Annotated in this window: 24 protein-coding genes and 1 pseudogene; 9 read left to right on the top strand and 16 right to left on the bottom strand. The window is 71.7% G+C overall.

Annotated features, from left to right (window positions below; translation table 11 throughout):
- Together QWZ14_RS31445 and QWZ14_RS31440 are read left to right on the top strand one after the other, a co-directional pair.
- Window positions 1–373: Crp/Fnr family transcriptional regulator (locus tag QWZ14_RS31445; RefSeq protein ID WP_290321038.1), on the top strand; the 373-nt coding region annotated here is incomplete at its 5' end.
- A 108-nt stretch (window positions 374–481) separates the two neighbouring features.
- Window positions 482–895, top strand: a complete 414-nt coding sequence (locus tag QWZ14_RS31440; protein ID WP_290321037.1) for a response regulator — start codon at window positions 482–484, stop codon at window positions 893–895.
- 28 nt (window positions 896–923) lie between these two features.
- Here the strand turns inward: QWZ14_RS31440 and QWZ14_RS31435 are convergent, their stop codons facing one another.
- From QWZ14_RS31435 to QWZ14_RS31395, 9 genes are all read right to left on the bottom strand, one after another.
- A complete protein-coding gene (locus QWZ14_RS31435; protein WP_290321036.1) occupies window positions 924–1,892 on the bottom strand; it encodes a tripartite tricarboxylate transporter substrate binding protein in 969 nt (322 codons plus the stop codon).
- Window positions 1,893–1,931: 39 nt separating this feature from the next.
- The gene (locus QWZ14_RS31430; protein WP_290321035.1) at window positions 1,932–2,870 is read right to left on the bottom strand and encodes an LLM class flavin-dependent oxidoreductase; all 939 of its coding nucleotides are present in this window, start codon (window positions 2,868–2,870) and stop codon (window positions 1,932–1,934) included.
- Complete coding sequence (locus tag QWZ14_RS31425) at window positions 2,867–3,766, bottom strand: LLM class F420-dependent oxidoreductase (protein ID WP_290321034.1); 900 nt, start codon at window positions 3,764–3,766, stop codon at window positions 2,867–2,869. The genes QWZ14_RS31430 and QWZ14_RS31425 overlap by 4 nt, the downstream gene beginning before the upstream one ends.
- A 48-nt stretch (window positions 3,767–3,814) precedes the next feature.
- Window positions 3,815–4,606, bottom strand: a complete 792-nt coding sequence (locus tag QWZ14_RS31420) for an ABC transporter ATP-binding protein (protein WP_290321033.1) — start codon at window positions 4,604–4,606, stop codon at window positions 3,815–3,817.
- On the bottom strand, window positions 4,606–5,379 hold the full coding sequence (locus QWZ14_RS31415) for an ABC transporter permease (RefSeq protein WP_290321032.1): 774 nt from the start codon (window positions 5,377–5,379) through the stop codon (window positions 4,606–4,608). Before QWZ14_RS31415 ends, QWZ14_RS31420 begins: the two co-directional genes overlap by 1 nt.
- The gene (locus QWZ14_RS31410; RefSeq protein ID WP_290321031.1) at window positions 5,379–6,332 is read right to left on the bottom strand and encodes an ABC transporter substrate-binding protein; all 954 of its coding nucleotides are present in this window, start codon (window positions 6,330–6,332) and stop codon (window positions 5,379–5,381) included. The genes QWZ14_RS31415 and QWZ14_RS31410 overlap by 1 nt, the downstream gene beginning before the upstream one ends.
- Window positions 6,333–6,418: 86 nt before the next feature.
- Window positions 6,419–6,922 (bottom strand): SRPBCC family protein, encoded by a 504-nt coding sequence (locus tag QWZ14_RS31405; RefSeq protein ID WP_290321030.1) that lies wholly within the window; start codon window positions 6,920–6,922, stop codon window positions 6,419–6,421.
- Window positions 6,923–6,983: 61 nt separating this feature from the next.
- Entirely contained in the window at window positions 6,984–9,191 is a 2,208-nt protein-coding gene (gene uvrB / locus QWZ14_RS31400; RefSeq protein ID WP_290321029.1) for an excinuclease ABC subunit UvrB, read from the bottom strand.
- 159 nt (window positions 9,192–9,350) lie between these two features.
- Window positions 9,351–9,755 (bottom strand): hypothetical protein, encoded by a 405-nt coding sequence (locus QWZ14_RS31395; RefSeq protein ID WP_290321028.1) that lies wholly within the window; start codon window positions 9,753–9,755, stop codon window positions 9,351–9,353.
- An 87-nt stretch (window positions 9,756–9,842) separates the two neighbouring features.
- On the opposite strand from QWZ14_RS31395, the gene QWZ14_RS31390 reads away from it, so the two are divergent.
- Window positions 9,843–11,042, top strand: a complete 1,200-nt coding sequence (locus QWZ14_RS31390; RefSeq protein ID WP_290321027.1) for a BaiN/RdsA family NAD(P)/FAD-dependent oxidoreductase — start codon at window positions 9,843–9,845, stop codon at window positions 11,040–11,042.
- A gap of 9 nt (window positions 11,043–11,051) precedes the next feature.
- Here the strand turns inward: QWZ14_RS31390 and QWZ14_RS31385 are convergent, their stop codons facing one another.
- The 4 genes from QWZ14_RS31385 to QWZ14_RS31370 form a co-directional block, all read right to left on the bottom strand.
- Complete coding sequence (locus QWZ14_RS31385) at window positions 11,052–12,020, bottom strand: esterase-like activity of phytase family protein (RefSeq protein WP_290321026.1); 969 nt, start codon at window positions 12,018–12,020, stop codon at window positions 11,052–11,054.
- A 125-nt stretch (window positions 12,021–12,145) separates the two neighbouring features.
- A complete protein-coding gene (cobT, locus tag QWZ14_RS31380; protein ID WP_290321025.1) occupies window positions 12,146–14,014 on the bottom strand; it encodes a cobaltochelatase subunit CobT in 1,869 nt (622 codons plus the stop codon).
- 87 nt (window positions 14,015–14,101) lie between these two features.
- Window positions 14,102–15,112 carry a cobaltochelatase subunit CobS gene (gene cobS, locus QWZ14_RS31375; protein WP_290321024.1) on the bottom strand — a complete coding sequence of 337 codons (1,011 nt, stop codon included), beginning with the start codon at window positions 15,110–15,112 and terminating at the stop codon, window positions 14,102–14,104.
- A gap of 91 nt (window positions 15,113–15,203) precedes the next feature.
- On the bottom strand, window positions 15,204–15,809 hold the full coding sequence (locus QWZ14_RS31370) for a J domain-containing protein (RefSeq protein ID WP_290321023.1): 606 nt from the start codon (window positions 15,807–15,809) through the stop codon (window positions 15,204–15,206).
- 95 nt (window positions 15,810–15,904) lie between these two features.
- On the opposite strand from QWZ14_RS31370, the gene QWZ14_RS31365 reads away from it, so the two are divergent.
- The 3 genes from QWZ14_RS31365 to QWZ14_RS31355 are packed head-to-tail and all read left to right on the top strand — an operon-like array spanning window position 15,905 to window position 16,824.
- Window positions 15,905–16,204 carry a BolA family protein gene (locus QWZ14_RS31365; RefSeq protein WP_290321022.1) on the top strand — a complete coding sequence of 100 codons (300 nt, stop codon included), beginning with the start codon at window positions 15,905–15,907 and terminating at the stop codon, window positions 16,202–16,204.
- A 59-nt stretch (window positions 16,205–16,263) separates the two neighbouring features.
- Window positions 16,264–16,482 (top strand): DUF3126 family protein, encoded by a 219-nt coding sequence (locus tag QWZ14_RS31360; protein WP_290321021.1) that lies wholly within the window; start codon window positions 16,264–16,266, stop codon window positions 16,480–16,482.
- A gap of 39 nt (window positions 16,483–16,521) precedes the next feature.
- A complete protein-coding gene (locus QWZ14_RS31355) occupies window positions 16,522–16,824 on the top strand; it encodes a hypothetical protein (protein WP_290321020.1) in 303 nt (100 codons plus the stop codon).
- A gap of 6 nt (window positions 16,825–16,830) precedes the next feature.
- On the opposite strand, the gene bcp is transcribed toward QWZ14_RS31355, so the two are convergent.
- Together bcp and QWZ14_RS31345 are read right to left on the bottom strand one after the other, a co-directional pair.
- On the bottom strand, window positions 16,831–17,325 hold the full coding sequence (gene bcp, locus QWZ14_RS31350) for a thioredoxin-dependent thiol peroxidase (protein WP_290321019.1): 495 nt from the start codon (window positions 17,323–17,325) through the stop codon (window positions 16,831–16,833).
- A 5-nt stretch (window positions 17,326–17,330) separates the two neighbouring features.
- The gene (locus QWZ14_RS31345) at window positions 17,331–20,285 is read right to left on the bottom strand and encodes a bifunctional [glutamine synthetase] adenylyltransferase/[glutamine synthetase]-adenylyl-L-tyrosine phosphorylase (RefSeq protein WP_290321018.1); all 2,955 of its coding nucleotides are present in this window, start codon (window positions 20,283–20,285) and stop codon (window positions 17,331–17,333) included.
- A gap of 122 nt (window positions 20,286–20,407) precedes the next feature.
- Here QWZ14_RS31345 and QWZ14_RS31340 point away from each other — a divergent pair, with 122 nt between their 5' ends.
- On the top strand, window positions 20,408–24,133 hold the full coding sequence (locus QWZ14_RS31340; RefSeq protein ID WP_290321017.1) for a YhdP family protein: 3,726 nt from the start codon (window positions 20,408–20,410) through the stop codon (window positions 24,131–24,133).
- A gap of 33 nt (window positions 24,134–24,166) precedes the next feature.
- Here QWZ14_RS31340 and fabI read toward each other — a convergent pair whose 3' ends face one another.
- On the bottom strand, window positions 24,167–25,000 hold the full coding sequence (fabI, locus tag QWZ14_RS31335; RefSeq protein WP_290321016.1) for an enoyl-ACP reductase FabI: 834 nt from the start codon (window positions 24,998–25,000) through the stop codon (window positions 24,167–24,169).
- A gap of 116 nt (window positions 25,001–25,116) precedes the next feature.
- On the opposite strand from fabI, the gene pdxH reads away from it, so the two are divergent.
- Window positions 25,117–25,704: a pyridoxamine 5'-phosphate oxidase gene (gene pdxH / locus QWZ14_RS31330; protein WP_290321015.1), complete on the top strand. Its 588-nt coding sequence runs from the start codon at window positions 25,117–25,119 to the stop codon at window positions 25,702–25,704.
- A pseudogene (locus tag QWZ14_RS31325) lies at window positions 25,701–26,132 on the top strand (AAA family ATPase); the annotation flags it as partial. The gene pdxH and the pseudogene QWZ14_RS31325, both read left to right, overlap by 4 nt.

The raw sequence follows: 26,132 nt of genomic DNA, 5'->3' as shown, positions 1-26,132 counted from the left end.
CAACCATTCTGTGGCTACGGTAAATGTCCACAGGACCTACGCCCTGGCGCATCATGAGCAGGTGGCCCATACCGCCGCCTGCAACGGCCGGCACCTGACCGAGCAGCGCCTGGCCCGGTGGCTGCTCATGGCCCATGACCGCGCCGATACCGACCGCTTCCCCATCACCCACGAGCTGCTGTCGATGATGCTGGGGGTGCGGCGGGCCGGGGTCACGGTCGCGGCCGGCAGCCTGCAGCGCGCCGGGCTGATCCGCTACGAGCGGGGGCAGGTGGAGGTGGTCGACCGCAACGGCCTCGAGCATGCGGCCTGCGAATGCCACGCCGCCGCCCAGGCGGCCTTCGAACGCCTGCTCGGCCCGGGCCCGGGCTGAAACAACGGTGGCGGTGGTCCGCAAGCGTACAAACAGGACAGGTTCGAGGGTCCATGGTCACCCAGCCGGTTACGGCGCTCCTGTCGCACCCGGACCGATGGTGCCGCCATGATTCATGTGTTCAGCCGCAACAGCCACATGCCGCTCGCCGGGAAGCGCATCCTGGTGGTCGAGGACGAGGCCATGGTCGCCCTGCTCGTCGAGGATGAGCTGATCGACGTCGGCGCCCAGGTGCTGGGCCCGGCGGCCTCGGTGCCGACCGCCCTGGCGATCCTGGCGGAGGGGCTGGCCGAAGGCGGGGTGGATGCCGCCGTCCTCGACCTGAACCTGAGCGGCGAAAGCGCCGCCCCGGTGGCCGATGCGCTCGACCGGGGCGGGGTGCCCTTCCTGGTCATCTCCGCCTATGCCGCCGGCCTCGGCCCGCGCCACCCGGTGCCGCGGCTGCCGAAGCCCTTCGCCCCGCACGAGCTGCTGGTGATGCTGCAGAAGCTGATGGCGCCGTTGCCCCTGCGCAACGCCTGACGCGACCTGGGAGGCTGGTGCCCGGGGCCTATTGCGGGACGATGCCGGCCTTTCGCGCCGCATCGCCCCATTTCTCCATCTCGGCCAGGCAGAGGCGGCGCATCTCCTCCGGCGAGGAGGTGACCACCTCGGCGCCCAGCACCGTGTGACGGTCCACCACCTCGGGCCGGCGCAGCGCGGCGACGCAATCGGCATTCAGCTTCGCCAGCAGCCCGGCGGGAATGCCGGCGGGGCCGATGACCATGCCCCAGGTCGCCGCCTCGAAGCCCGGCAGGAAGGCCTCGCCGATGGTCGGCACCTCCGGCAGCTGCGGCGCCCGCTTCGCCCCCGTGGTCGCCAGCGCCTTGAGCGCCCCGGACTGGATATGGACCAGCGCCGCCGGGACGGTGTCGAACATGATGTCGACGCGCCCGGCCATGAGATCGGGATGCGCCTGGGTGCTGCCGCGGTAGGGCACGTAGGTCAGCTCCGTGCCGGTCTGCTGCCCGAACAGCACGGGCGCCAGCCGCACCACGCCGCCGGTGCCGGCGAAGGTGACGCCGGGGTTCTTCTTGGCATGCGCGACCAGTTCGGCCGGAGTATTCGCCGCGAAATTCTTCGCCGCACAGAGCACCAGCGGCGTCGAGGTGGTCTGCGTCACGAAGGAGAAGTCCCGCATCGTGTCGTAGGGCAGCTTGTAGTAGGCGGCATTCACCGGATGCCCGACCGAGACCAGCCCCAGCACATGCCCGTCCGGCGCGGCGCGGGCCACCACCTCGGTGCCGATGACGCCATCGGCGCCGGCGCGGTTCTCGACCGGCACCGGCTGGCCCCAGGCGGCCGCCAGCGGGTCCGCCATCAGCCGCGCGGTGATGTCGGAGACGCCGCCGGGGGTATAGGGGACGACCATCCGCACCGGGCGGCTGGGAAAGCCCTGGGCCACGGAGGTCTGCGCCCAGGCGGGGCCGGCCAGCAGCAGGGCCGGCGCAGCCAGGGCGCGGCGGCGGGTCATCGGCATCTTGGGTCCCTCCCGGATGGTCTTGGCCGGGAGTGTGGCTCAGCGCTTCGGCTTCGGCCAGCGCCGCGCGACCTCGGGCAGCACCTGCTCGATGAGCTGGCGGGACTGCGCCAGCACCTCCGCATCGCCCTCGCCGAGCGGCCGCAGGATGAACTTCGACAGGCCGGCATCCACATAGTCCCCGATGCGGTCGAGGATCGCCGCGGCATCGCCGGTGACGAAGCGCCCGGCCGGGTCCTTGCCCGTGCGCTTGCGGTAGGCCGCCATCAGCCGCTGCACGCCCGGGTCCTCGGCGCTGCCGAAGCGGAAGGCGAAGGCGGCGCCGTAGTGGTCGTCGTCGATGCTGCGGCCGGTGGCGGGCAGCGCCGCCTTGATGGCGGCGACCACGGCGCCGGCTTCCTCCGGCGTTTCCGCCCCGCCCTGCCAGCCGCTGCCGTAGCGCGCGGTGCGCCGCACCGCGGCCTCCGAGGCGCCGCCGATCCACATCGGCAGCGCCGCCTGCACCGGGCGCGGCGAGATCGAGGCGCCCTTCAGCTGCCAGATGCGGCCCGCGAAATCGACGCTCTCCTCGTGCCAGAGGCGATGGATGATCTCCAGCGCCTCGTCCGTCATGCGGCCGCGTTGCTTGGCATCCAGCCCCAGCGCCGCCCATTCGGGGGCCAGCGGGCTGCCGATGCCGAAGCCCGGCAGCAGCCGCCCGCCCGAGAGCATGTCGATGCTGGCGCATTGCTTGGCCAGCAGCACCGGGTCCCGCATCGCGAGGGAGACGACGTTCATCCCGAATTTGATCCGCCGCGTCCGCCCGGCGATGGCCGCCATGACAGCCATGCATTCGAGGATCGGCGTGCGGCTGACGATCCGGTCGGTCTGCCACAGGCTGTCGAGGCCGCCGGCCTCGCACAAATCCACCCAGGCCCAAAAGGGCGCCGCGCCGGAGAAGGGGAATTCCTGCAGGCCGAGGCCGATGGCGACCGTCACAGCACGTCTGCCACCGCCGCCTGGAAGCGCCGCATTACCGCCAGATGGTCGGCCACGCTGCGCCCGGCGATGCGCCTGTGGTGCCGGCGGCCGAAGGTATTGGTCAGGGTGATGTGCGTGGCGCCTGTCTTCTTCCAGTAGGCGACCTCCTGGCGCCAGGAGGTCTCGTCGCCGGCGCCGCCGGAGATCCAGACCTCGAGGCCGATGGCGGCGGGGTCGCGCCCGGCGGCCTCGGCCAGGGTGCGGATCTTGCCGAGCTCGGCCTCGATTTCGGCACCCGGCGGATAGGCGTTCATGATCCAGCCGTCGCCCAGCGTGGCGATCCGTTCCAAGGTCTGCTCGACATGGCCGCCGAACCAGACGGGCACCTTCCGGTGCACCGGCAGCGGGTTGATTCCGGCATCCTGGATCTCGTGCCAGCGGCCCTTGAAGGTCACGTGCGGCGCGGCCCAGAGCTGCTGCATCACCGCGACCTGCTCGGCGCTGCGGCGGCCGCGGTTGCCGAAATTCTCGTTCAGCCCGGTGAATTCCACCGGGTTCCAGCCGACCCCGACGCCAAGCCGGAAGCGCCCGCCACACAGCAGGTCAAGGCTCGCCGCCTGCTTCGCCACCAGCACCGCCTGGCGCTGCGCCAGGATCAGCACCTGGGTCGAGAATTCGGTGGTGGGGCGGCAGAGCCCGGCGAGGAAGCCGAAGCAGACGAAGGGGTCGTGGAAGAGATCGGCCGAAGTATTGCGGTCGCCCCAGTCCGGGCGCGAGGCGGCATTCACCCCGAGCACATGGTCGGCCAGGCCGAGGTTGGTATAGCCCATGCCCTCGGCGGCCAGGGCGAAGTCCCGCACCACCTGCGGCGCGCCGCCGATATCGCTCAGCGGCAGCATCACACCCAGACGCATCGCAGCCTCCCTTGTTATCGGGATTAGTCACCCGATCGGGGCGGAATTCTAGACGGCAGCGATGGACTTCCGCACCTCCTCGCGGATCTCCCCCATCAGCCGGGCCTTCAGCGCCGCGAATTCGGGCGTGGTCTTCACCGTCCAGTCGCGGGGGTAGGGCAGGGGCACCGCGACCTCCGCCTTGATCCGGCCGGGGCGGGCGGACATGACCAGGACGCGGTTCGAGAGGAAGATCGCCTCGTCGATGTCGTGGGTGACGAAGAGGACGGTCTTGCGATCCGCCTCCCAGATCTCCAGCAGCAGCTCCTGCATCAGCTCCCGCGTCTGGTGGTCGAGCGCGCCGAAGGGCTCGTCCAGCAGCAGGATCTCTGGGTCGTTCGCCAGGGCGCGGGCCAGGGCGCAGCGCTGCTGCATGCCGCCGGAAAGCTGCTTCGGCCAATGCTCCTCGAAGCCGCGGAGGCCGGTGCGGGCGATGAAGCGCCCCGCGATCTCCGCCTGCTGCGCCTCCGGCAGGCCGCGTTCGGCCAAGCCGTAGCGGATGTTCTGCGCGACGGTCAGCCAGGGGAACAGCGTGTAGGACTGGAAGACCATGCCGCGGTCCGGGCCGGGGCCGGTGACCGGCGCGGCATCCAGCAGCACCTGCCCGGCGGTCGGCTGGTCCAGCCCGGCGACGATCCGCAGCAGGGTCGACTTGCCGCAGCCGGAGGGGCCGAGGATGGCGACGAATTCGCCAGGTGCCGCGCTGACCGTGGTCGGCTGCAGGGCGAGCGTCGGCGCGGTGCGGCCGCGCCCCGGGAAGGTTCGGGTGACGCCCTCGACCCGCAGGGTCTTGGCCGACATCAGATCACCGCCCAGGGGAACAGCCGGCGGTTCAGCGCCTTGAACAGCAGGTCCGTCACCAGCCCGATGATGCCGATGACCGCGATGCCGAAGATCATCTGTCCGGTATCCAGCAGCCGCTGGCTGTCCATGATCATATGGCCGATGCCGCTGGTCGCGCCGATCAGCTCCGCCACGATCACGTAGGTCCAGGCCCAGCCGAGCACGAGCCGCAGGGTCTCGGCGATCTGCGGCGCCGCGGCGGGGATGACGACGCGGCGCAGGATGGCGATGCGGCGGGAGCCGAGGGTGCGGGCTGCCTCCACCAGGTCCAGCCGCGTCGCGCCGGCGATGCCGGTGACCATGATGACGAGCTGGAAGACGCTGCCGATGACGATGACCGAGAGCTTCTGCGCCTCCCCCACGCCGGCCCAGAGGATCAGCAGCGGGATGAAGGCGCTGGCCGGCAGGTAGCGGGCGAAGGAGAAGAAGGGTTCGAAGAAGGCCTCGATCGGCTTGAAGGCGCCCATCAGCAGGCCGAGCGGCACCGCCATCAGCGCCGCGATCAGGAAGCCGCCGACCACCCGCCAGATGGTGATGGCGATGTCCCCGGCGAAGTTGAATTCGGTCAGCAGCGACCAGCCCGCGACCAGCGTCTTCCCCGGCGAGGCGAGGAAGAGCGGCGGCACCCAGCCGCCATAGGTCGCCAGCCCCCAGGCGGCGATGAAGACGACGAAAAAGCCGGCGCCCAGGACGACCCGGGCGCCGGGGGAGACCGGCTGCAGGGGCTCCATCAGCCGAGGAACTTGGTGTCCAGCAGCTTGCTCAGATCCACGTCGGCGCGGACCACGCCGGTCTCCCGCTGCACCAGATGCGCCTTCTGCATGAAGGTCGGCAGGCCGCCGGCGACGTAGTCCTTGTTCTTCGCCTGATCCAGCCATTCGATGTATTGCGCGCTGGCTTTGAAGGCCTCGCCGGTCTGGTTCACGCGGCGGCCCATGATTTCGTAGCTGCGGTCCGGCTCGCGCTCGATCATCGCCAGGGCGTCGTACCAGCTCTTCACCACGCGGCGGACCGCTTCGGGGTTCGCCTGGATGAAGGCCGGCTGGAAGCCGAGCGTGTCCACGACGCAGGCATGGTCCACCGTGGTCGCCAGGATGCGGCCCTTGTCGGCGCCCATGGCGCGGACCTGGGAGAGGTAGGGCTCATAGGTCGAGCAACCGTCGAACTGGCCCGCGACGAAGGCCTGCGCTGCCGGCTGCGGCGCCAGGGTCGCGGTGGTGACGTCCTTTATGCTGACGCCGTTCTCCCGCATCATATAGGCGAGGACGAAATAGGGCGTGGTCCCGGCGCCATCCACCGCGATGGTCTTGCCCTTCAGTCCTGCCCAGCCGCCGATGCCCGGCCGCACCGCGACGCCGTCGCCGCCCTTGGAGCGGTCCAGCACCAGCACCTGCACCAGCGGCGCCGCGCTGGCCCAGAGGATCATGGTATCGACCGTGGTCACCACGCAGTTCAGCGCCCCGCCGACCAGGGCCAAGTTGCGCTCCCGCTGGGGAACGAACTTCGTCTCCACTTCCAGCCCGTTCGCCTTGAAGAGCCCGGCCTGCTCGGCCAGCGTCAGCGGCGCGAAGCCGGTCCAGCCGGACATGCCGATGGTGATCTTGGGGAAGCTCTGCGCCCGAGCGACGAAGGGAGTCGCCACGGGGGTGGCGAGGGCGGTGGCAAGGACGGCGCGGCGCAGCATGATCAATCTCCCTCGTGATCGCGGGAGAAGCTATCGGACCGCCCCGGCGACGCAAGGTTTTCTTGCGCCGCAGCAATCAGGCCGCCTCAGATATCCGGGTTGAGCGTCGCACTGCTGCCGAAGGGCCGGCTGTCCGGTAGGTCGTCGGCGCGGGGTGGCGCCTCGGCCGGGGTTTCGCAGGCTGTCTTGATGGCATCCAGCGTGCGGGTCATCGCCTGCCGCATGGCATGGTCCACCGAGCCGGAGTCCCGCTGCATCCGCGCCGCCACCTCGGGCGCGGCTGTCAGGCTCATGCTGAGCGAAACCTTGGCGCCCGAACCGGCTTCTTGCACCGCGATCTCGCCGCCGTAGTCCGGCTTGCTGTCCGAACCCCACTGCATCCGCAGGGCGCCGGTATCGCACTTCAGCCAGCCTTCGTCGTGATAGGGATGGCCGTTGGCCTCTCCCTGCATGGCCACCTTGCCCTCACCGCTCGGGGCAGCCTTGCGAACCGTGGGCAGGTAGCGCGGCATGTTGCGGATATCGGAGAGGAAGTCGAAGACCTCCGCCGCCGGCCGGTCTATGGCGATTTCGCCGCGGTATTCACCCATGAACGCATCCTCCTGGCCTTTCGACCGGAACGCGCGGACTGGGACGAGTGTTCCGCCCGCCTTAGGAGGCGCGGCGCCGACCCCGGCCGCCCTTCTTTTCCGGGTCGTACCCGCCACCCCCCGGCCCCAGCGGCTTCGGCTTCCAGTCCCCCTTCGGCTTGGCCTTCGCCGGCGCCCGCGGCACGCTGTCCTGCAGGCTGCGCCCGGCCAGGTTCGGCTCCAGCCCCAGGTCCATCGCCTCCATCCGCTTGATCTCGTCGCGCAGCCGTCCCGCCTCCTCGAATTCGAGGTCCGCCGCCGCCGCCCGCATCCGCTTCTCGAGCTCGGCGATGCTGGCCTTCAAGTCCTTGCCGATGAACTGGGCGGTGGAGTCGCCCTCCACCGCATCCACCGTGACGTAATCCGCCTCGTAGACGGATTGCATGACGTCGGCGATCTGCCGCTTGATGGTGGTCGGCGTGATGCCGTGGTCGGTGTTCCAGGCGATCTGCTTGTTGCGCCGCCGCTCGGTCTCCTCCAGCGCCTTGCGCAGGCTGTCGGTCATCTTGTCGGCGTAGAGGATCACCTTGCCCTCCACGTTCCGCGCGGCGCGGCCGATGGTCTGGATCAGCGCCGTCGCGGAGCGCAGGAAGCCTTCCTTGTCGGCATCCAGGATGGCGACCAGGGTGCATTCCGGGATGTCGAGCCCCTCGCGCAGCAGGTTGATGCCGACCAGCACGTCGAAGACGCCGCGGCGCAGGTCACGGATGATCTCGATCCGCTCCAGCGTGTCGACGTCCGAGTGCAGGTAGCGGACCTTGAGGCCGGCCTCGCCCATGTACTCCGTCAGGTCCTCGGCCATGCGCTTGGTGAGCGTCGTCACCAGGACGCGACCGCCCTTCTTCTGCTGCTCCCGGCATTCGGCCAGCAGGTCGTCCACCTGCTTGTCGACCGGGCGGATCTCGGTGACCGGGTCGATCAGCCCGGTGGGGCGGATGACCTGCTCGGCGAAGGTGCCGCCGGTGCGCTCCATTTCCCAGGGCCCGGGCGTCGCGCTGACGAAGACGGTGGCGGGGCGATAGGCCTCCCACTCCTCGAACTTCAGCGGCCGGTTGTCCTTGCAGGAGGGCAGGCGGAAGCCGAATTCGTCGAGCACGCTTTTGCGCGCGAAGTCGCCGCGGTACATGCCGCCAAGCTGGCCGATGGTGACATGGCTTTCGTCCACCACCAGCAGCGCATTCTCCGGCAGGTACTCGAACAGCGTCGGCGGCGGCTCGCCGGGCCGGCGGCCGGTCAGGTAGCGGCTGTAGTTCTCGATGCCCTTGCAGACGCCGGTGGTCTCCAGCATCTCGATGTCGAATTGGGTGCGCTGGGCCAGTCGCTGGGCTTCCAGCAGGCGGCCGTTGGCTTCCAGCTCCGCCAGCCGCTCCTTCAGCTCGGCTTTGATCGAGATGATGGCCTGCTGCAGGGTCGGGCGCGGCGTGACGTAGTGGCTGTTGGCGTAGACGCTGACCTTCTCCATCTCGGCGGTGATCTCGCCGGTCAGCGGGTCGAATTCCTTGAGCCCGTCGATCTCGTCACCGAACAGGCTGACCCGCCAGGCGCGGTCCTCGAGCTGAGCCGGCCAGATGTCCACGGTCTCGCCGCGGATGCGGAAGGTGCCACGGGCGAAGAAGCTGTCGTTGCGGCGGTACTGCTGCTCGACCAGCCCCTTGATCAGCACGTCGCGGTCGATCCGCCCGCCGGTCTCGAGCTTCACCACCATCCGCGAATAGGTCTCGACCGAGCCGATGCCGTAGATGCAGGAGACCGAGGCGACGATGACCACGTCGTTCCGCTCCAGCAGGGACTGGGTGGCGGAGTGGCGCATGCGGTCGATCTGCTCGTTGATCTGCGCGTCTTTTTCAATGTAGGTGTCGGTGCGCGGAACATAGGCTTCCGGCTGGTAGTAGTCGTAGTAGCTGACGAAGTATTCGACCGCGTTGTCGGGGAAGAAGCTCTTCATCTCTCCGTAGAGCTGCGCCGCCAGCGTCTTGTTCGGCGCCAGGATCAGGGTCGGGCGCTGCAGCTCCTCGATCACCTTGGCCATGGTGAAGGTCTTGCCGGAACCGGTCACGCCGAGCAGCACCTGGTCCCGTTCCTCCGCCCGCAGCCCTGCAACCAGTTGCTTGATCGCGGCCGGCTGGTCGCCGTTGGGCTCGAAGGGGGAGACGACCTTCAACTGGCGCTCATGCGCCGGCGCCGGACGCTTGGCGGGGAAGAAGGTGACCGGGGAGAGGATGTGGTTCATCGCCTGCCTATCTGGGACTGCGCTGGCTTGGCTTGAAGCTCTCATCGGAGCATTGCCGCCATGCTGCCACGGCGGCAGGCATCAGGGAAACGAAAAGTGAACATGGGCTCCGGGCAGGGGGTGGGCCGCGGCGGCGTCGACCGCCGCGGTCCGTCCGGTTCAGCGCTTGCTGCGCAGCATGCTGCTGATGATCCAGGTGGCGGCGACGGCGATGCCGATCGCCACCAGCGGCCTGGACCGGGTCACGTCGCGCAGCTGCGAGGCCATGTCGAGCGCCGCGTCGCGGCCGTCCCGGGCGTAGCTGCTGGCATAACGCGCGGCATCGTGGGCAGCCGGCGAGAGGCGCCGATCGACCAGATCCTCGAGGTCGCTCCAGAGCTTCGAGAGCTCGCCGCGGGCGTCGTCGCCGCGATCGCGGATGGTCTCGCCCGCGTCGCGCAGCGAGCCGGAGGCACGGCGGCTGTACCGCTCGGCGGTGTCGCGGGCATCCCGGCCGTATTTCTCGGCGGAGTCGCGGACGTCATCGGCGCGCGACAGAAGGTTCGAAAAATAGCCGTTAGCCATGAGAATTCCCCTAGGGAGGTTGCGCCGCCCTAACGGCGGGAGCGGCCAAGGGTTCACTGCGCCGCCCCCGGCCGGTAGAAGGCGCCCATGCTTCAAACTCATGCAGGCGTCGTCGTGGTCGGCGCCGGCCCCGCCGGGCTGATGGCGGCAGAGACCCTCGCCCAGGCCGGGATCCGCGTGACCGTCTACGACCGGATGCCGAGCCCGGGGCGCAAATTCCTGATCGCCGGGCGCGGCGGCCTGAACCTGACCCATGGCGAGGCGCTGCCGGCCTTCCTGACGCGGTACGGCACCACCCGCGAGCGGCTGGCGCCGGCCATCGAGGCCTTTCCCCCCACCGCCCTGGCGGATTGGGCGGAGGCCCTGGGCCAGCCGGTCTTCACCGGGACCAGCGGGCGAGTCTTCCCCAGGGCGTTGAAATCCTCGCCCCTGCTGCGGGCCTGGCTGGCGCGTCTGGCCGGCCTCGGCGTGACGCTGCGGGCCCGGCACCGCTGGGAGGGCTGGGACGGCGAGGCCGGGCTGCGCTTCGCCGGGCCGGACGGACCGGTGACGGTGGCCGCGGATGCCCTGGTGCTCGCCCTGGGCGGGGCCTCCTGGCCCCGCCTCGGCTCGGACGGCGCCTGGACCGGGCTGCTGCCGGGCGTCCGGCCCTTCCGTCCCAGCAATTGCGGCTTCCTCATCCCCTGGTCGGAGGTCTTCCGCCGGCGGTTCGAGGGCGAACCCCTGAAGCGCATCGCGGTGGCATTCGCCGGCCAGCGGCTGCGGGGCGAGGCGCTGGTGACGGCCGATGGCCTCGAGGGTGGGGCCGTCTACGCGATTTCCGGCCCGCTGCGGGAGGCGATCGCGGCGCAGGGGCCGGCCACCCTCCACCTCGACCTGCGGCCGGATGTCCCCGCGGCCGCGTTGGCGGCGCGGCTGGACGCTCCGCGTGGCGGGCAATCCCTGGCCAATCACCTGCGCCGTGCCGGGCTGCCGCCGGTGGCGATCGGGCTGGTGCAGGAAGCCCTGCACGCCGGTGCGACCGCGCCACTCTCGGCGCTGGTGAAGGCGCTGCCGCTGCGGGTCACCGGGCCGGCGCCGATCGCCCGGGCCATCTCCTCGGCCGGCGGCGTCGGCTGGGACGAGGTGGATGAACGCTTCATGCTTCGCGCCCGGCCCGGGGTGTTCCTGGCGGGCGAGATGCTGGACTGGGAGGCGCCGACCGGTGGCTACCTGCTGCAGGCCTGCTTCAGCACCGGCGCCGCCGCCGCCGAGGGGGCCATGGCCTGGCTCGGCCGGCGGGGCTGACCCCCGCGGTCAGTCGTCGGCCAGGGCGAACAGCAGCAGCATGGTCCGCTGCAGCATGTTCTCGTTGTCGTCCGAGACCAGCGCGACCATGGTCCGGCCGCCCGCGCGGAAGACCGTCACCCCCTCGAAATTGTCGCGCGGCACCGGCGCGGCGAGGCGCAGGATCTCCTCGCCCTGCAGCACCGCGCCCTCGCTCACGCCCTGCAGCTGCGCCGCGCTGAGCCGCACCAGCCGGCCGCCGAAGCCGGCGAAGATGGAGAAGCTGCGTTCCAACACCAGCGCGCCGCCATCGGGCAGCGGCGCGGCATCGGCCGGCTCGAAGCCGTCCCGCGGCTGGTAGGCGAAGGGGAGCCAGCGGCCGGGTCCGCCGATCCAGGCCCGGCGGAGTAGCGGCTGCTGCCGCGGCTGCAGCAGCTCGGCGATCGCCAGCCAGCGGCCATCCGCCAGCACCGCCAGGGATTCCAGCCCGCCGTTGCCAGGCGCCAGCTCGAGCCCCGGCGGCGCCTCCACGAAGGTCCCGGGCGAGTCGATGGTGCGGAAGGCACGGATGCGGTGCCAGCGTTCGAAGCCGACCAGCCAGGTGCCGTCCGGCAGCCGGGCCAGGGATTCAGAGTCCCCGCCGTAGCCGCGGGGCAGGGGCCGCCCGGCGCCGTCCCGCAGGGGGCCGGTCCGCAGCTCCGCCAGCCCGGTCAGCCGGCCCTGCTGCAGGACCAGCCGGGCGGTCAGCCAATGGGCGACGTCGCTGACCGCGGTCAGCCGCAGCTCGCGATCGATGTGCAGCGCCGAGAGCCCGCCGAAGCCCATGGCCTGGTCGTCGATGACCAGCCCGCCCAGGCTTTCCAGCCTGCTGCCGGGCGGCAGAGATTCGAGCGACAGGGGCCTGGTCGCGGCCCCCTGGGCGAAGCCCGTCGCCCCGGGCACGCAGGCGCTGGTGGCCAGCGACGCCAGCAACCAGCGCCGGGACAGGCCTTGGGGCAATGCAGGGATACTCCACCAGGAAAACCACCTGATGGAGGAAGCGGCCCGCCAAGACAACAGTCCGGCGGGCATCCCGGGCCTTCCTGCGCGTGAACTGGCCGAAGCGTGACCAGCCGGCCGTTGCCTCAGGCAATCATGGCCGAGCGTTCGGTCGCCGAGCGCTGCCAAGCCTCGGCGGCATCCTCGTCGAACAATTCGGCCAGCTTCTTCATCATGGTGCCGCCCAGCTCCTCGGCGTCCACGATGGTCACGGCGCGGCGGTAGTATCGGGTCACGTCATGGCCGATGCCGATGGCGATCAGCTCCACGTCGCCGCGGCCCTCGATATCGGCGATGGTCTTGCGCAGGTGGCGCTCCAGGTAGTTGCCCGGATTGACCGAGAGGGTGCTGTCATCGACCGGCGCCCCATCCGAAATGACCATCAGGATGCGGCGGTGCTCCGGCCGGTTGCGCAGGCGCTTGTAGGCCCATTCCAGCGCCTCGCCGTCGATATTCTCCTTCAGCAGGCCTTCCCGCAGCATCAGCCCGAGGTTCTTGCGCGCCCGGCGCCAGGGGGCGTCGGCGGCCTTGTAGACCACGTGCCGCAGGTCGTTCAGCCGGCCGGGATTGCGCGGCTTGCCCTCCTGGACCCATTTCTCGCGGGACTGGCCGCCCTTCCAGGCGCGGGTGGTGAAGCCGAGGATCTCGGTCTTGACCGCGCAGCGCTCCAGCGTGCGGGCCAGGATATCGCTGCACATGGCGGCGACGGTGATCGGCCGGCCGCGCATGGAGCCGGAATTGTCGATCAGCAGGGAGACGACGGTGTCGCGGAAGTCCGCCTCCCGCTCGCGCTTGTAGGTCAGGGCCAGCAGCGGGTTGGTGATGATGCGGGACAGCCGGGCGGCGTCCAGCATGCCTTCCTCGATGTCGAATTCCCAGGCGCGCTGCTGCTGCGCCAGCAGCCGGCGCTGCAGCCGGTTGGCCAGCTTGGAGACGACGCCCTGCAGGTGGGAGAGCTGCTGGTCGAGCTGCTGGCGCAGCCGGCCCAGCTCCTCCGGGTCGCAGAGGTCGTCGGCCTCGACGATCTCGTCATGGGAGGTGGTGAAGGGGTGGTAGCGGCTGGCGTCGTCGGTCTGCGGCACCTCGCGGCGCTGCTGCGGCCCGCCGGGCTTGTCGTCGCCTTCGGCGGCGGCGCCCTCGTCCTCGGATTCCTGGGCCTCCTCCTCGGCCGCCTCGCCCTGCATGGTCTCGGGCTGGGCGCCGAGCATGGACTCCTGGTCCTGCGCCTGGGCCTCGCCCTCGCCCGACTGGTCCTGCTGGCTGGAATTCTCGCCGCTCTCCTCGCCGTCGTCCTGGTCCTCGGCCTCGGCTTCCACCTCGGCCTCGGCCAGGTCGAGCGCGGTCAGCAGCTTGCGGGCGGCGCGGGCGAAGGCGTCCTGGTCGTCGGTGGTGGTGGCCATCTCGGCCAGGGCGTCGTCGGCGCGGTCGCCGAGGCTGTCCCGCCAGAGGTCCAGCACCCGCTTGGCCGCGGCCGGGGCCGGCTCGCCGGAGATGCGTTCGCGGGTCAGCAGAGCCAGCGCCGCGGGCAGCGGCAGCTGGTCCTTCCGGGTCATCCGGTCGTAGCCCTCGGTCTCGCACATGTCGGTCAGCCGGGCGCGAAGGTTCGCGGCCACGCCGGACATGTGCTTCGAGCCGACGGCCTCGACCCGCACGTCCTCGAGCGCGTCGTAGACCTCCTTCGCCTCCCGCCGCTGCGGCAGGCGCGCGGCATGGACGGTCTCGGAGTGGTGGCGGATGCGGAGCGCGGCGGCATCGGCGGCGCCGCGCAGCTTGGCCATCTCGGCCGCGGGCAGGGCCCGGGTCGGCAGCGGCAGCCGCACCCGCTTGCCGGAGACGCCGCCGGGACCGGGCTGGAAGGCGACCTGCACCTCGGCATTGGCATGCGCGATGGCGCGCAGGGTGCCGGCCGTGGCGCGCTTGAACTCTTCCTGACGGGTCAGGTCCTGCTTGCTCATGGGAGTGCCTGATCGATCCGGAGTATCAACATGCGGTCCCGGTCAGGGACCCGTGCCGGGCGCCGCATCCGGCGCCCGGCCGAGGTGTCAGCCCGCCTTCTTCAACTGCGTGCCGGTCGGCAGGTCCTCGTTGAAGCAGCGCTGGTAGTATTCGGCCACCGTGCTGCGCTCCGCCTCGTCGCACTTGTTGAGGAAGGTGAGGCGGAAGGCGAAGCCGATGTCGCCGAAGATTCGGGTGTTCTCGGCCCAGGTGATGACGGTGCGCGGCGACATGACGGTGCTGATGTCGCCGGCGATGAAGCCGGCGCGGGTCAGGTCGGCCAGCGCCACCATCGCCTCGACCCGCTTCTTCGCCTTGGCGTCCGCATTATCGATGCCGAGCTTCGCCAACACGATCTGCGTCTCCTGCCCATGCGGCAGGTAGTTCAGCGTGGCGACGATGTTCCAGCGGTCCATCTGGCCCTGGTTGATCTGCTGGGTGCCGTGATAGAGGCCGGTGGTATCGCCCAGGCCGACCGTGTTCGCCGTGGCGAAGAGGCGAAAATAGGGGTTCGGCCGGATCACCTTGTTCTGGTCGAGCAGGGTCAGCTTGCCCTCGACCTCGAGCACGCGCTGGATGACGAACATCACGTCGGGGCGGCCGGCGTCGTATTCGTCGAAGACCAGGGCGCAGGGGTGCTGCAGCGCCCAGGGCAGGATGCCCTCACGGAATTCCGTGATCTGCTTGCCGTCCTTCAGGACGATGGCGTCCTTGCCGATCAGGTCGATGCGGCTGATGTGGCTGTCGAGGTTGACGCGGATGCAGGGCCAGTTGAGGCGCGCCGCCACCTGCTCGATGTGGGTCGACTTGCCGGTGCCGTGGTAGCCCTGGATCATGACGCGGCGGTTGTGGGCGAAGCCGGCCACGATCGCCAGCGTCGTCTCCTTGTCGAAGCGGTAGGTGTCGTCCACCTCCGGCACATGCTCGGTGCGGACGGAGAATGCCGGCACCTGCAAGTCGAGATCGAGCCCGAAAGCCTCCCGCGCATTCACGGTGGTATCCGGGGCGTCGATCGCCGAGGTGGGTCGGATTTCGGCGAGGTTGGCGACCTTGGTCATCGGCATCCGCTCAGGTTCTTGATTGAAAGACTAGGACAGGCAGGCTCGGCAGGCTACCCGCATCGGGGCGATTTCCAAATCCGCATGGGCTTCAGCCGGCGGCGCTGGCTTCCGCCGCCTCCGGGGCGGCGGTGCCGCTGCCGACCTTGCGGCGCAGCAGGCTGTAGGCGCGGTTCACGTCCTTCAGGCGGTCCTCCGCCCCACGGTCGCCGCCGTTGACGTCGGGGTGCAATTGCTTGGCCAGTTCATGGTAGCGGCCCCGCAGGGTCGGCTGATCCAGTGGCCACTCCAGTCCCAGAACGTCGAGTGCGGCCCGGAGTTCGGGCGGCGCCACCGGCTTCTCCACCGGGCGGGTCCGCCGCGCGTGCAGCGGCGTCGCATAGAGCAGGCCGAGCGGGTCGCGCAGGAATTCCTCGCTGAAGCGATGCCCGCCGCCGAGCCGCCCCAGCGGCCAGGTCGGCCGCTGCCAGGCGGTGTCGTGGCGCAGGTTGGCCTCGATCTGCGCCGGGCCCATGCCCTTGTAGTAGTCCCAGGAGGAATTGAACTCCCGGATATGCGGCAGGCAGAACCAGCGGTACTCGTTCAGGCTGTCGCGCGATTTCGGGGCGCGGAACTCCCCATTGGCCTCGCAGCCGGGCGCATCGCAGGGGCGCGCGGGGCTTTCGGGTTCGGGTCGGGCTCCGCGTCGGGGTGGCATTCACGATTTATGGGCGTGCCCCCGCGGGTGTGCAAGCCAAGCGGATGACATCGGCACCGCTTGGCAGGAAGACCGAAAGCGCGGAGAAACCCGGCATGGAACAGACCCCAAATCCCACCCGGGCCGAGCGCATCGAGCAGGCGCTGCAGGCCGCCTTCGCCGCGGCCCAGGTCGCGGTGCAGGACGACAGCCGCCAGCATGCCGGCCATGCCGGCGCCGCCCCGGGCGGCGAAACCCACTACAGCGTGGTGGTGGTCAGCCCGGATTTCGCCGGCATGGGCCGGCTGGCCCGGTCCCGCGCGGTCCACGCGCTGCTGGCGCCGGAGTTCGCGGCCGGGCTGCATGCCTTGTCGTTGCGGTTGCTGACGCCCGAGGAAGCCGGACCAAAAGGGTAGCGCCTGCGCCGCCGCCCCGCTATGCCAACCGCCCCCATCACGTTCCAGGATATCGACCCATGACCCCAGCCGAACTCGCCGCGGTGCAGGCGCATCTCCGCCGGCTGCTGGGCAACGACAAGATCAAGCTCAGCACCCCGCAGCGGAAGAATGCCTCGGTCGAGCTCTTCGTCGGCAGCGAATTCGTAGGCACGGTCCATCGCGATACCGAGGATGGCGAGGTCTCCTACGCCATCCAAATTGTTGTACTGGGCGAGGATCTTTCCCAGATCAACTGACCGAACGGAACCCCGCCGCCGGCTGGCGTTCTGCTGTGCATGAGCGACAGCGATACCCAGCCTGGCCACCCACGCCTGGACGCGGTGCAATGCCCGCATTGCGAGCAGGTCACCATGCCGAACCTGCTGGCCGACGGCAGCTACGTCTGTTCCTGCACGGCGGAGCGGGCCCTGCCGCGGGAGGGTGACGGCTCTATGCTCGCCGCGCCGATGGATGGCCCGTCGCCGCCCGCGCCCCAGGGGACCGATCCGCGGGGGCCGCTGCCGGCGGACCACGGCCAGTTCGGCCGGGACGTGGCGACCGAGGACTACCGCCCGCTCACCCCGCCCCCGAACCGCTGAGCTGACCTAGCGCAGTGCCGCGGCCGCCTGCATCACCTCGGCCGCATGGGCTTCCGGCTTCACCTTTCGCCAGACCTTGGCGATGGTGCCGTCGGCCGCGACCAGGAAGCTGCTGCGTTCCATGCCCATGTACTTCTTGCCGTACATGGATTTCTCCACCCAGGTGCCATAGGCATCGGCCACTGCGTGGTCCAGGTCCGAGGCCAGCGGGAATTCCAGGCCGAATTTCTGGGCGAACTTCTCGATCGCCGGCAGCTTGTCCGGGCTTACGCCGATCACCGTCAGGCCCAGCCTGCCGAGTTGCGGCAGAGCTTCCTGGAGGCCGCAGGCCTGCTTGGTGCAGCCCGGGGTATCCGCCTTCGGGTAGAAGTACAGCAGGAAGGGCCTGCCCTTCAGCCCGGCCAGGGACACGGTCCGCCCGCCACTGGCCGGCATGGTGAAGTCCGGCGCCGGCGCGCCCTCGGCCAGCCCGACGTCATCCGGTCCTGCGGTCCCGCTCATGCCGATCACCCCACTGGTCCCAGGCTGCCGACACGCCGCTCGAAGATGGCGCGGACCTCAGCGGCCACCTCGCGCATCTGAGCGTGGACCGCCGACAGGTCAACCGGCGCCGGGCCGGGCAGCTGGGCGACGCTGCGCAGCAGCGCGGCCGCGGCGGGAGCGGGCAGGGCCATGTCGCGCGACTTGCCGATGGTCAACCGCACCATGCCGATGATGGTCCGCCACAGCCGGTCGGCGGCGATCAGCGTCTCCACTTCCGCCGCCGGCAGGAAGCCGTGCTGGCCGAGCCGGGCCAGGGCCAGCCGGGTGGTGGTGGCGAGCACCCGCGGCTCGGCCGGGGCATGGACCAGCTGCAGGGCCTGGGCGATGAACTCGACCTCGATCAGCCCGCCCGGCATGGCCTTCACGTCCCAGGGCCCCTCGGCCGGCAGCTCCTTCAGCATCCTGAGCCGCATCGCCGTCGCATCCGCCAGCGCCACCGCGGCGGCGCCCGGCTTGACCATGCTGGCGCGCAGCACCTCGTTGATGCGGCGCTTCAACGCCGGCGGGCCGGCCACCGCCCGGGCCCGGGTCAGGGCCATGCGTTCCCAGGTCCAGGCATTCTCCCGGTGGTACTGCTCAAGCGCCGCCAGCCGGATCGCCACCGGGCCCTTGTTGCCCGAGGGCCGCAGCCGCATGTCGACCTCCCAGAGCCGGCCCTCGGCCCCGGGCGCGGTGATGGCGGCGACCACCTGCGGCGCCAGCCGGAGGAAATACTCGGACGGCGCCAGCCCGCGCCGGCCGCCGCTGCTCTCGCCCGCGTCGACGTCGTGGTCGTACAGCAGCACCAGGTCGAGGTCGGAGCCCGGCAGCATCTCCCGCCCGCCGAGCTTGCCGAAGGCGACCACGGCCATGGCCCCGCCGGCGATCCGGCCGAAGCGTTCGGCGAAATCCGCGCTGACCCGCGGCAGCAGCGCGGCGATGGCGGCATCGGCCAGGTCGGCCCGCAGCTCCCCGGCCACGTCCACGTCGAGCTGGCCTTCCAGCGCCGCGGCATCGATCTCGAACTTCCGCTCGGTCGCCAGCCGGCGCGCCGATTCGAGCGCCTCTTCCAGATGGCGGGCATCCTTGACCAGGGCGGGCAGGCAGGCCGAGGGATCGGCCCCGGCCGGGGAGACGCTGCCGGCCAGCAGCCCGTCGAGCGCCGCGGCATTGTGGGCCAGGTGGTTCGCCAGTTGCGGCGCGGCGCCGAGGATCCCCGCCACCCGGTCCAGCAGCGCCGGGTTGCGGCGGAACAGGCTCAGCATCTGCACCCCGGCCGGCAGCCGGGACAGCACCGCGTCGAACCGCGCCAGCGCCTGCTCCGGGTTGGACTGCCGGGCGAAGGCCGCCAGCAGGTTCGGCATCAGCTCGGTCAGCAGCTCCCGCGCCCGCTCGCTGCGGGTGGCGCGCGGCCGGCCGTGGTGCCAGCCGCGGATCATGGCGGAGACCGAGGCCGGATCGGCGAAGCCCATCCGCTTCAGGGTCGCCGAGGTCTCGGGGTCGTCCTCGACGCCGGTGAAGACCAGGTTGCCGCTGGCCTCGGCCGCGCCGGTGAGCGCCGGTGCCGCCTCGAAGAAATTGCCGTAGTGGCGCTCGACCCGGCCGAGGTGCCCGAGGAAGGCGGCGGCGAACTCATCGCGCGAGGCGAAGCCCATGAAGGAAGCGATGCGGGCCAGCCCGGGCTCGTCCTCCGGCAGCCGGTGGGTCTGGCGGTCGGCGACCATCTGCAGCCGGTGCTCGAGGTTGCGGAGGAAGACGTAGGCATCGGCGAGGTCGGCTGCCGCCCGCCGCTCGATCCGCCCGGCCGCCGCCAGCGCCGCCAGGGCGCCGAGGGTGGTCGGGTCGCGCAGCCCCGGGTCGCGGCCGCCCCAGATGAGCTGCAGCACCTGGGCGGTGAACTCGATCTCGCGGATGCCGCCGCGGCCGAGCTTCACGTCGTGGCCGGCCAGCGCGATGGTGGCGCCTGCGCCCTTGCCCCCCTTGTGGGCGTATATCTGCCGCTTGATCGAATGGATGTCGGCGACGGCGGCGAAGTCGAGGTGGCGGCGCCAGACGAAGGGGCGGATCTCGCGCAGGAAATGCTCGCCCAAGGCCCGGTCGCCGGCCACCGGCCGCGCCTTGATCATGGCGGCGCGTTCCCAGTTCTGGCCCATGCTCTCGTAGTAGACGATGCCCGCATTGACCGAGACCGCCAGCGGCGTCGCCGCCGGATCCGGCCGCAGCCGGAGGTCGGTGCGGAAGACGTAGCCCTCGGCGGTCCGCTCCTCGAGCAGGCGCACGAGGTCGCGGGCGAGCCGGACATAGCAGGCGCCGGCGCGGTCGCTGTGATAGGTTGCCGCCTCCGGGTCGTACAGCACCATGAGGTCCACATCCGAGGAGTAGTTCAGCTCCCGACCGCCGAGCTTGCCCATGCCGAGCACGATCAGGCCGCTGCCGGCCGAGATCGCCCGCGGCGTGGTGCCCTTGGCGATCCGCAGCTCCTGCCGTTCGGCGGCGGCCAGCAGCAGGTGCGCGCAGGCGAAGTCGATGGTCTGCTCCGCCACCTCGGAGAGCGCGCCGGTCACCCGGTCGAGCTGCCAGGCGCCGATGATGTCGGCGGTCGCCGCGATCAGCGCCGCCTGGCGCTTGACCTGCCGCAGCATGGCGCCGACGGCCTCCCGCGCCGCCCCCGGGTCAGCCCGGCCGAGCGGCGCCAGAGCCACAGCGAAGGCCTCCTCCGGTCCACGTTCCAGCAAGCGGAGCAGGGCAGGGGCTTCCCTGACCGCGAGATCCGCGAGATAGGGGCTGTGGCCGCCCAGGGCCCCGAGCAGCGCGGCGCCGTCGGCGCTGGCGGCGAAGGCACGGCAGGCCGCATCGCGCTCGGCGAAGCGCTCGGCCAGCCGCGCCGCCGCCTCCGGATCGAAGGCGCGGGGCAGGGTGGGGAGGAGGATCCGCGACATGCCCTGGGGCAGGGATGCCTGGGATTCGTCCGGGGTCGCGGCGGTCGGAACCATGATGGGCTGGGACATGATAGTGGAGGGAAGGCGTGACCGGCGCTGAAGGTCAAGCGCAGCGTTGGTCGATGCCCCGCTGGTTCAGCCCTGCTTGCAACATGGCGCTCGCCGCGCTGCTGGCCCTGGCCCTGGCGCTGGGCGGCCTGGCCTGGCGGCTGGCCGAGGCGCCGCTCGAGATTCCCTTCCTCGCCCGGCAGATCGAGGCGCGCCTCAATGCCGCGCCGGACGGGCCGCGGCTCGCCGTCGGCCGGGCCGCCATCGCCTGGGAAGGCTTCCGCGGCGGCACCGCCGCGCCGCTCGACATCCGCCTCAGCGACGTGGTGCTGCGCGGCGCCGACGGCACCGACCGCATCAGCGTGCCGGAAGCCGCCGCGACGCTGTCCATCCGCGCGCTGCTGCGCGGCACGCTGGCGCCCGCCACGATCGAACTGCGCCGGCCGCGGGTGCTGGCCACCCTCGCCGCCGACGGCGGCATCGGCCTGGCGCTCGGCCCGGCCGCCGCGGCGGCCGAGGCCATGCCGGATGCCGATCCGCTGGCCCTGCTGGCCGAGCTGATGCGCCCGGTCTCCGACCGCGACGCCGTCGCCGCGCTGCGGCGGGTGCGGGTCACCGGCGGGGAGCTCACCCTGCAGGATCCGGCGACCGGCCGCCGCTGGATGCTGCACGAGCCGCAGATCGACCTCCGCCGGGCCGCGGCGGGCGGGCTGGCCGGCGAGGGTGCCGCCGAGTTCCGCGCCGCCGGCCTGACCGTGCCGGTCACGCTGACCATCGCCGCCGAGGGCGCCCCGATGCGGCTGCGCGCCGGCATCAGCCTGCCGGCACTGCGGCCCAGCGACATCGCCACCATCTGGGCGCCGCTGGCGCCGCTGTCCCTGATCGATGCGCTGGTCAGCCTCACCGCCAGCGCCGAATTCGATGCGGCCGGGCGGCCCGATCGGATGCGCACCACCTTCACGGCCGGGGCCGGGGCCTTCGACCTGGGGCCTGGCTCGCCCGGGGGCGAGGCGCGGCGCCTGCCCTTCACCGGCCTGACCCTGGCCGCCGATCTCACCGGCCGGGCCATGACGCTCCGCGAGGCGCGGCTGACGCTGCCGGGCCTGGGCGGTCTGGCCGGACCGGTGCTGACCGCCACCGGCGAGGTCTTCCACCGCGACGCCGGCTGGCAGGTCACCCTCGACCTCGCCGCCGGGGCGCTGGAGGCGAGCGACCTGCCACGGCTCTGGCCGGCCGCCCTGGCGCCGGAGGCGCGAATCGCCGCGCTGGGCGCGCTGCCCGCCGGGCTGCTGCGGGACACCCGGCTGCGCGGCCGCTTCCGCCTGCCGGACACGCTCGACGCCGTGGTGCCGGAGCAGGCGCAGCTGGCCTTCGGCGTCTCCCGGGCGATCGTGGACATCGGGCGCGGCCGCCGGATCGCCGCCGACACCGCTGACTTCGCGCTCTCCGGCACCCCGGACCACCTGCGGATCGAGCAGGCGGTGCTGCGCCTGCCGGCCGCCGCCGGCCCGGCCGGCCCGGCCGCCGCCGGGCCCACCATCCGGGCCGAGGGCAGCGCCGAGCGGTCGGCAGGGGTCTGGCGGGGCTGGCTCGGCATCGGCCTCGACGCCGTCGCCTTCGCCGATCTGCCCGGGTACTGGCCGCGCGGCCTCGGCAGCCCGAAGGGCGGCGAGCGGGACTGGATCACCCAGAACATCACCACCGGCAGCATCCGCAACGGCCGCTGGCGGATCGAGGCCGAGGCGCCGGAAGGCCAGCCGGAGGCGATGCGCATCACCGCCCTGACCGGCACGGCCGAGGCCTCGGATGCGACGGTGCACTGGCTGCGCCCGGTGCCGGCGGCGGTCGGGGTTTCCGGCACCGCCGAATTCTCGCTGAAGGAGATCACCCTCCGGGTCCGCGGCGGCCGGCAGCCGGCGGCCGAGGGCGCCCGCAGCTCGCTCGACCTGCGGGAGGGGGTGGTGCGCTTCTTCAACCTCGATGCCGATCCGGGCAATTCCGAGATCGTGCTGCAGGTCGCCGGACCCCTGGCCGAGGCGGTGACCCTGCTGAAGCACCCGCGCCTGAAGCTGTTCGAGCGGCGGCCGCTGGCCCTGCGGGTGGCCGAGGGCCAGGCCGAGGCGCGGATCACCATCGGCTTCCCGCTGGTCGAGGATCTGCCGGTCGAGGATCTGCGCATCCGCGCCACCGCCCGGGTAACCGAGGCGAAGCTGCCGGGGATGCTGCTGGACCAGGACCTCGACCGCGCCGCCTTCGAGCTGGCGGTCGACACCGACACGCTGAAGGCCAGCGGCACGGCGCTGCTGCTGGGCGCACCGGTGAAGCTCGGGATCGACCTCGACTTCCGCCGCGGCCCGGCGACCCAGGTAGTGGAGCGGGCGACCCTGAGCGGGCGGCTCGATGCGCGGCAGATCGCCATCCTCGGCTTCGACGCGACCCGCGCCCTGGAGGGGCCGGTGGCGCTCGAGGCGCGCTCGGAGAAGCGGCGCAACGGCCAGGGCCAGGTCGTGCTGCGCGGCGACCTGCGGGATGCGCGGCTCGGCGTGGAGGCGCTGAACTGGGCCAAGCTGCCGGGGACCGCCGGCACCGCCGATGCCGTCCTGCGGATGCAGGGGGATGCGCTGACCGGGGTCGACAGCTTCCAGGTCGAGGCGCTGGAGCTCTCCCTCCGCGGCCGCGCCAGCTTCGCCCGGCAATCCCGGCTCGAGCGGGTCGAGATCACCGAGAGCATCTTCGGCGGCTCGCGCTTCACCGGCGAGGTGCGGCCGCCGGACCGGGCCGGTGCCGCCTGGGCCATCGCCCTGCGTGGTCCGCTGGCGGACCTGCGCCCGGTGCTCGGTCCGCCCGGCCATGCCGAGGGCGGGGCGGTGCGGCCGGATGGCGCGGCCACCGGCGCCCCGGCGGCCGAGGGCGGCCCGCCGCTGACGCTCGACCTGCGCTTCGACCGGGTGACCATGGGCGGGGACCGCAACCTGCTGGGGGTGCAGGCGTGGGCCCGGACCGATGCCCGCGGCGTCCTGCGCGAGGCCCAGGCGACGGGCCGCACCGCGGCGCGCGGGCTCGGATCGGCGCCGCCGGCCCCCGGCGTGCCGGCCCGGCCCGGCCAGCCCGGCCCCTTCGAGTTCACCCTGACCCCGCGCGGCGAGCAGCGGCAGCTCCGTCTCGTCGCCGAGGATGGCGGCGGGCTGCTGCATGCGCTCGATCTGGTGAACGTCATCCGGGGCGGCCGGCTGAACGTGACGGCCAGCTACGCCGAGCTCAGGCCCGGCGCGCCGCTGGTCGGCACCGCCGAGCTCGACCAGTTCGTCCTCTCGGATGCGCCCGCCGCGGCGAAGCTGCTGCAGGCGATGACGCTCTATGGGCTGGTCGAGGCGGCGCAGGGCGGCAGCGGCCTGGTCTTCAGCCGGCTGGTCGCCCCCTTCAGCCTGACGCCGGAGGCGCTGACCCTGGCCGATGCCCGGGCCTTCTCCGCCTCGCTCGGGGTCACCGCCAAGGGCCGCATCCTGCGCGAGCGGGCGATCGCCGAGGTCGAGGGCACCATCGTGCCGGCCTATGTCTTCAACACCCTGCTGGGCAACCTGCCGCTGATCGGCCGGCTGTTCAGCCCGGAGGCCGGGGGCGGGGTCTTCGCCGCGACCTATCGCATCCAGGGGCCGCTCGCCGACCCCACGGTGGTGGTCAATCCGCTGGCGGCGCTGACGCCGGGCTTCCTGCGCGGGCTGTTCGGGATATTCGACGGCACCAGCGCCCCGGAGGCGGCGCCGGGCCGGGCCGGGGCGGCCCGCCGCCCGCCGCGGTAGCGGTCGTGCCCGAGCCGCGGCGCGGGGACAGGCTCAGACGGTGCTGATGTCCGGCGCGTCGACCGACTTCATGCCGACCACATGGAAGCCGCTGTCGACGTGATGCACCTCGCCGGTGACGCCGGAGGAGAGGTCGCTGAGCAGGTAGAGGCCGGCGCCGCCGACCTCCTCGATGGTCACGTTGCGCTTCAGCGGCGCGTTGTACTGGTTCCACTTCAGGATGTAGCGGAAGTCGCCGATGCCGCTGGCGGCCAGGGTCTTGATCGGCCCGGCCGAGATGGCGTTCACCCGGATGCCGATGCCGCCGAGGTCGACCGCGAGGTAGCGCACGCTGGCCTCCAGCGCCGCCTTGGCGACCCCCATCACGTTATAATGCGGGGTGACACGTTCGGCGCCGAGGTAGCTCATCGTCAGCAACGACCCGCCCGGCTTCATCAGCGGCACCGCCCGCTGGCTGACCGAGACGAAGGAATAGGTGGAGATATCGAGCGCCTGGAGGAAGGCCTCCCGCGGGGTGTCGAGGTAGCGGCCGCGCAGGTACTGCTTGTCGGCGAAGCCGATCGCATGGACCAGGAAGTCGATGCCGCCCCAGGCTTCCTTGATATGGGCGAAAGCCGCGTCCACGCTGGCATCGTCGGTCACGTCGCAGGGCAGGACCAGCTTGCTGCCGATGCTTTCGGCCAAGGGGCGAACCCGCTTTTCCAGCGCCTCGCCCTGGTAGGTGAAGGCGACTTCCGCCCCCTGGGCGGCAATGGCGCGGGCAATGCCCCAGGCGATGGAGCGGTCGTTGGCGACGCCCATGACAAGGCCGCGCTTCCCCGCCATGAGCGTACCAATGGGGGCTTCTGCGAGCGGCGCTTCGGACATGGATCAGGGGTACCAGTGGTTGCGATGGGCCTTGGGTGGTGGCACACCCCCGCCCGCCGGACAAGGGGGCGCATCCTCGCCCCCACCTGCCGGGCCGGCTCCGGAGTAGCTCCGCCATGGACAGCAGCGCCGTCGATCCCTTCGCCCATTTCGAATCCTGGATGGCGGAAGCGACCAAATCCGAACCGAACGACCCGAATGCGGTCTGCCTCGCGACCTGCACGCCGGAGGGCATCCCCTCGGCCCGGATGGTGCTGCTCAAGGGCCTCGATCCGCGCGGATTCGTCTTCTACACCAACCTCGAGAGCCGCAAGGGCGGCGAGCTGGCGGCCAATCCGCAGGCGGCGCTGTGCTTCCACTGGAAGAGCCTGCACCGCAGCGTCCGGGTCGAGGGCGCGGTGGAGGCGGTGAGCGACGCCGAGGCGGATGCCTACTACGCCTCCCGCGCCCGCGGCTCGCGCATCGGCGCCTGGGCCAGCAAGCAGTCCCGCCCGCTCGAGAGCCGCTTCGCGCTGGAGAAGGCGGTGGCGGAATACACCATGAAGTTCGGCCTCACCGAGATCCCCCGTCCCGCGTTCTGGTCAGGCTTCCGGGTGGTGCCGCGGCGGATCGAGTTCTGGCGGGACATGCCCTTCCGGCTGCACGACCGGCAGGTCTTCCACCGGGATGGCGCCGGCTGGCGGGTCGAGGCGCTCTACCCGTGACCATCCCGGCGCCGCAGGCCGAGACCGCGTCGCTGCTGCGGCGGCTGACCGGTGCGGCGCCGATCGAGACGCATATTTCGGCGGTCTTCGTCGGGCCGGCGGCGGCCCTGAAGCTGAAGAAGGCCGTCGCGTTCGGCTTCCTCGACTTCACCGCCCCGGCGGAGCGGGCGCGGCTGCTGCGGCGGGAGCTGGAATTGAACCGGCCCTTCGCCCCGGGCCTCTACCGCGACGTGGTGGCGGTGACCCGCGGGGCGGATGGCCGTCTGGCGCTCGACGGGCCCGGCGAGCCGGTCGACTGGGTGCTGCGCATGGCGCCCGTCCCGGCGGCGGATTTCCTCGATGCGGTGGCGGCCGCCGGCGGGCTGGACGAGGCCCGGCTGGATGCGCTGGCCGATGCCGTGGTGGCCATGCATGCGGCGCTGCCGCCG

The sequence above is a fragment of the Paeniroseomonas aquatica genome (genome assembly GCF_030409335.1).
GTDB classification, from domain to species: domain Bacteria; phylum Pseudomonadota; class Alphaproteobacteria; order Acetobacterales; family Acetobacteraceae; genus Belnapia; species Belnapia aquatica.
Note: the sequence above shows the minus strand (reverse complement) of the source record. Positions and strands in the feature narration are given on the sequence as shown.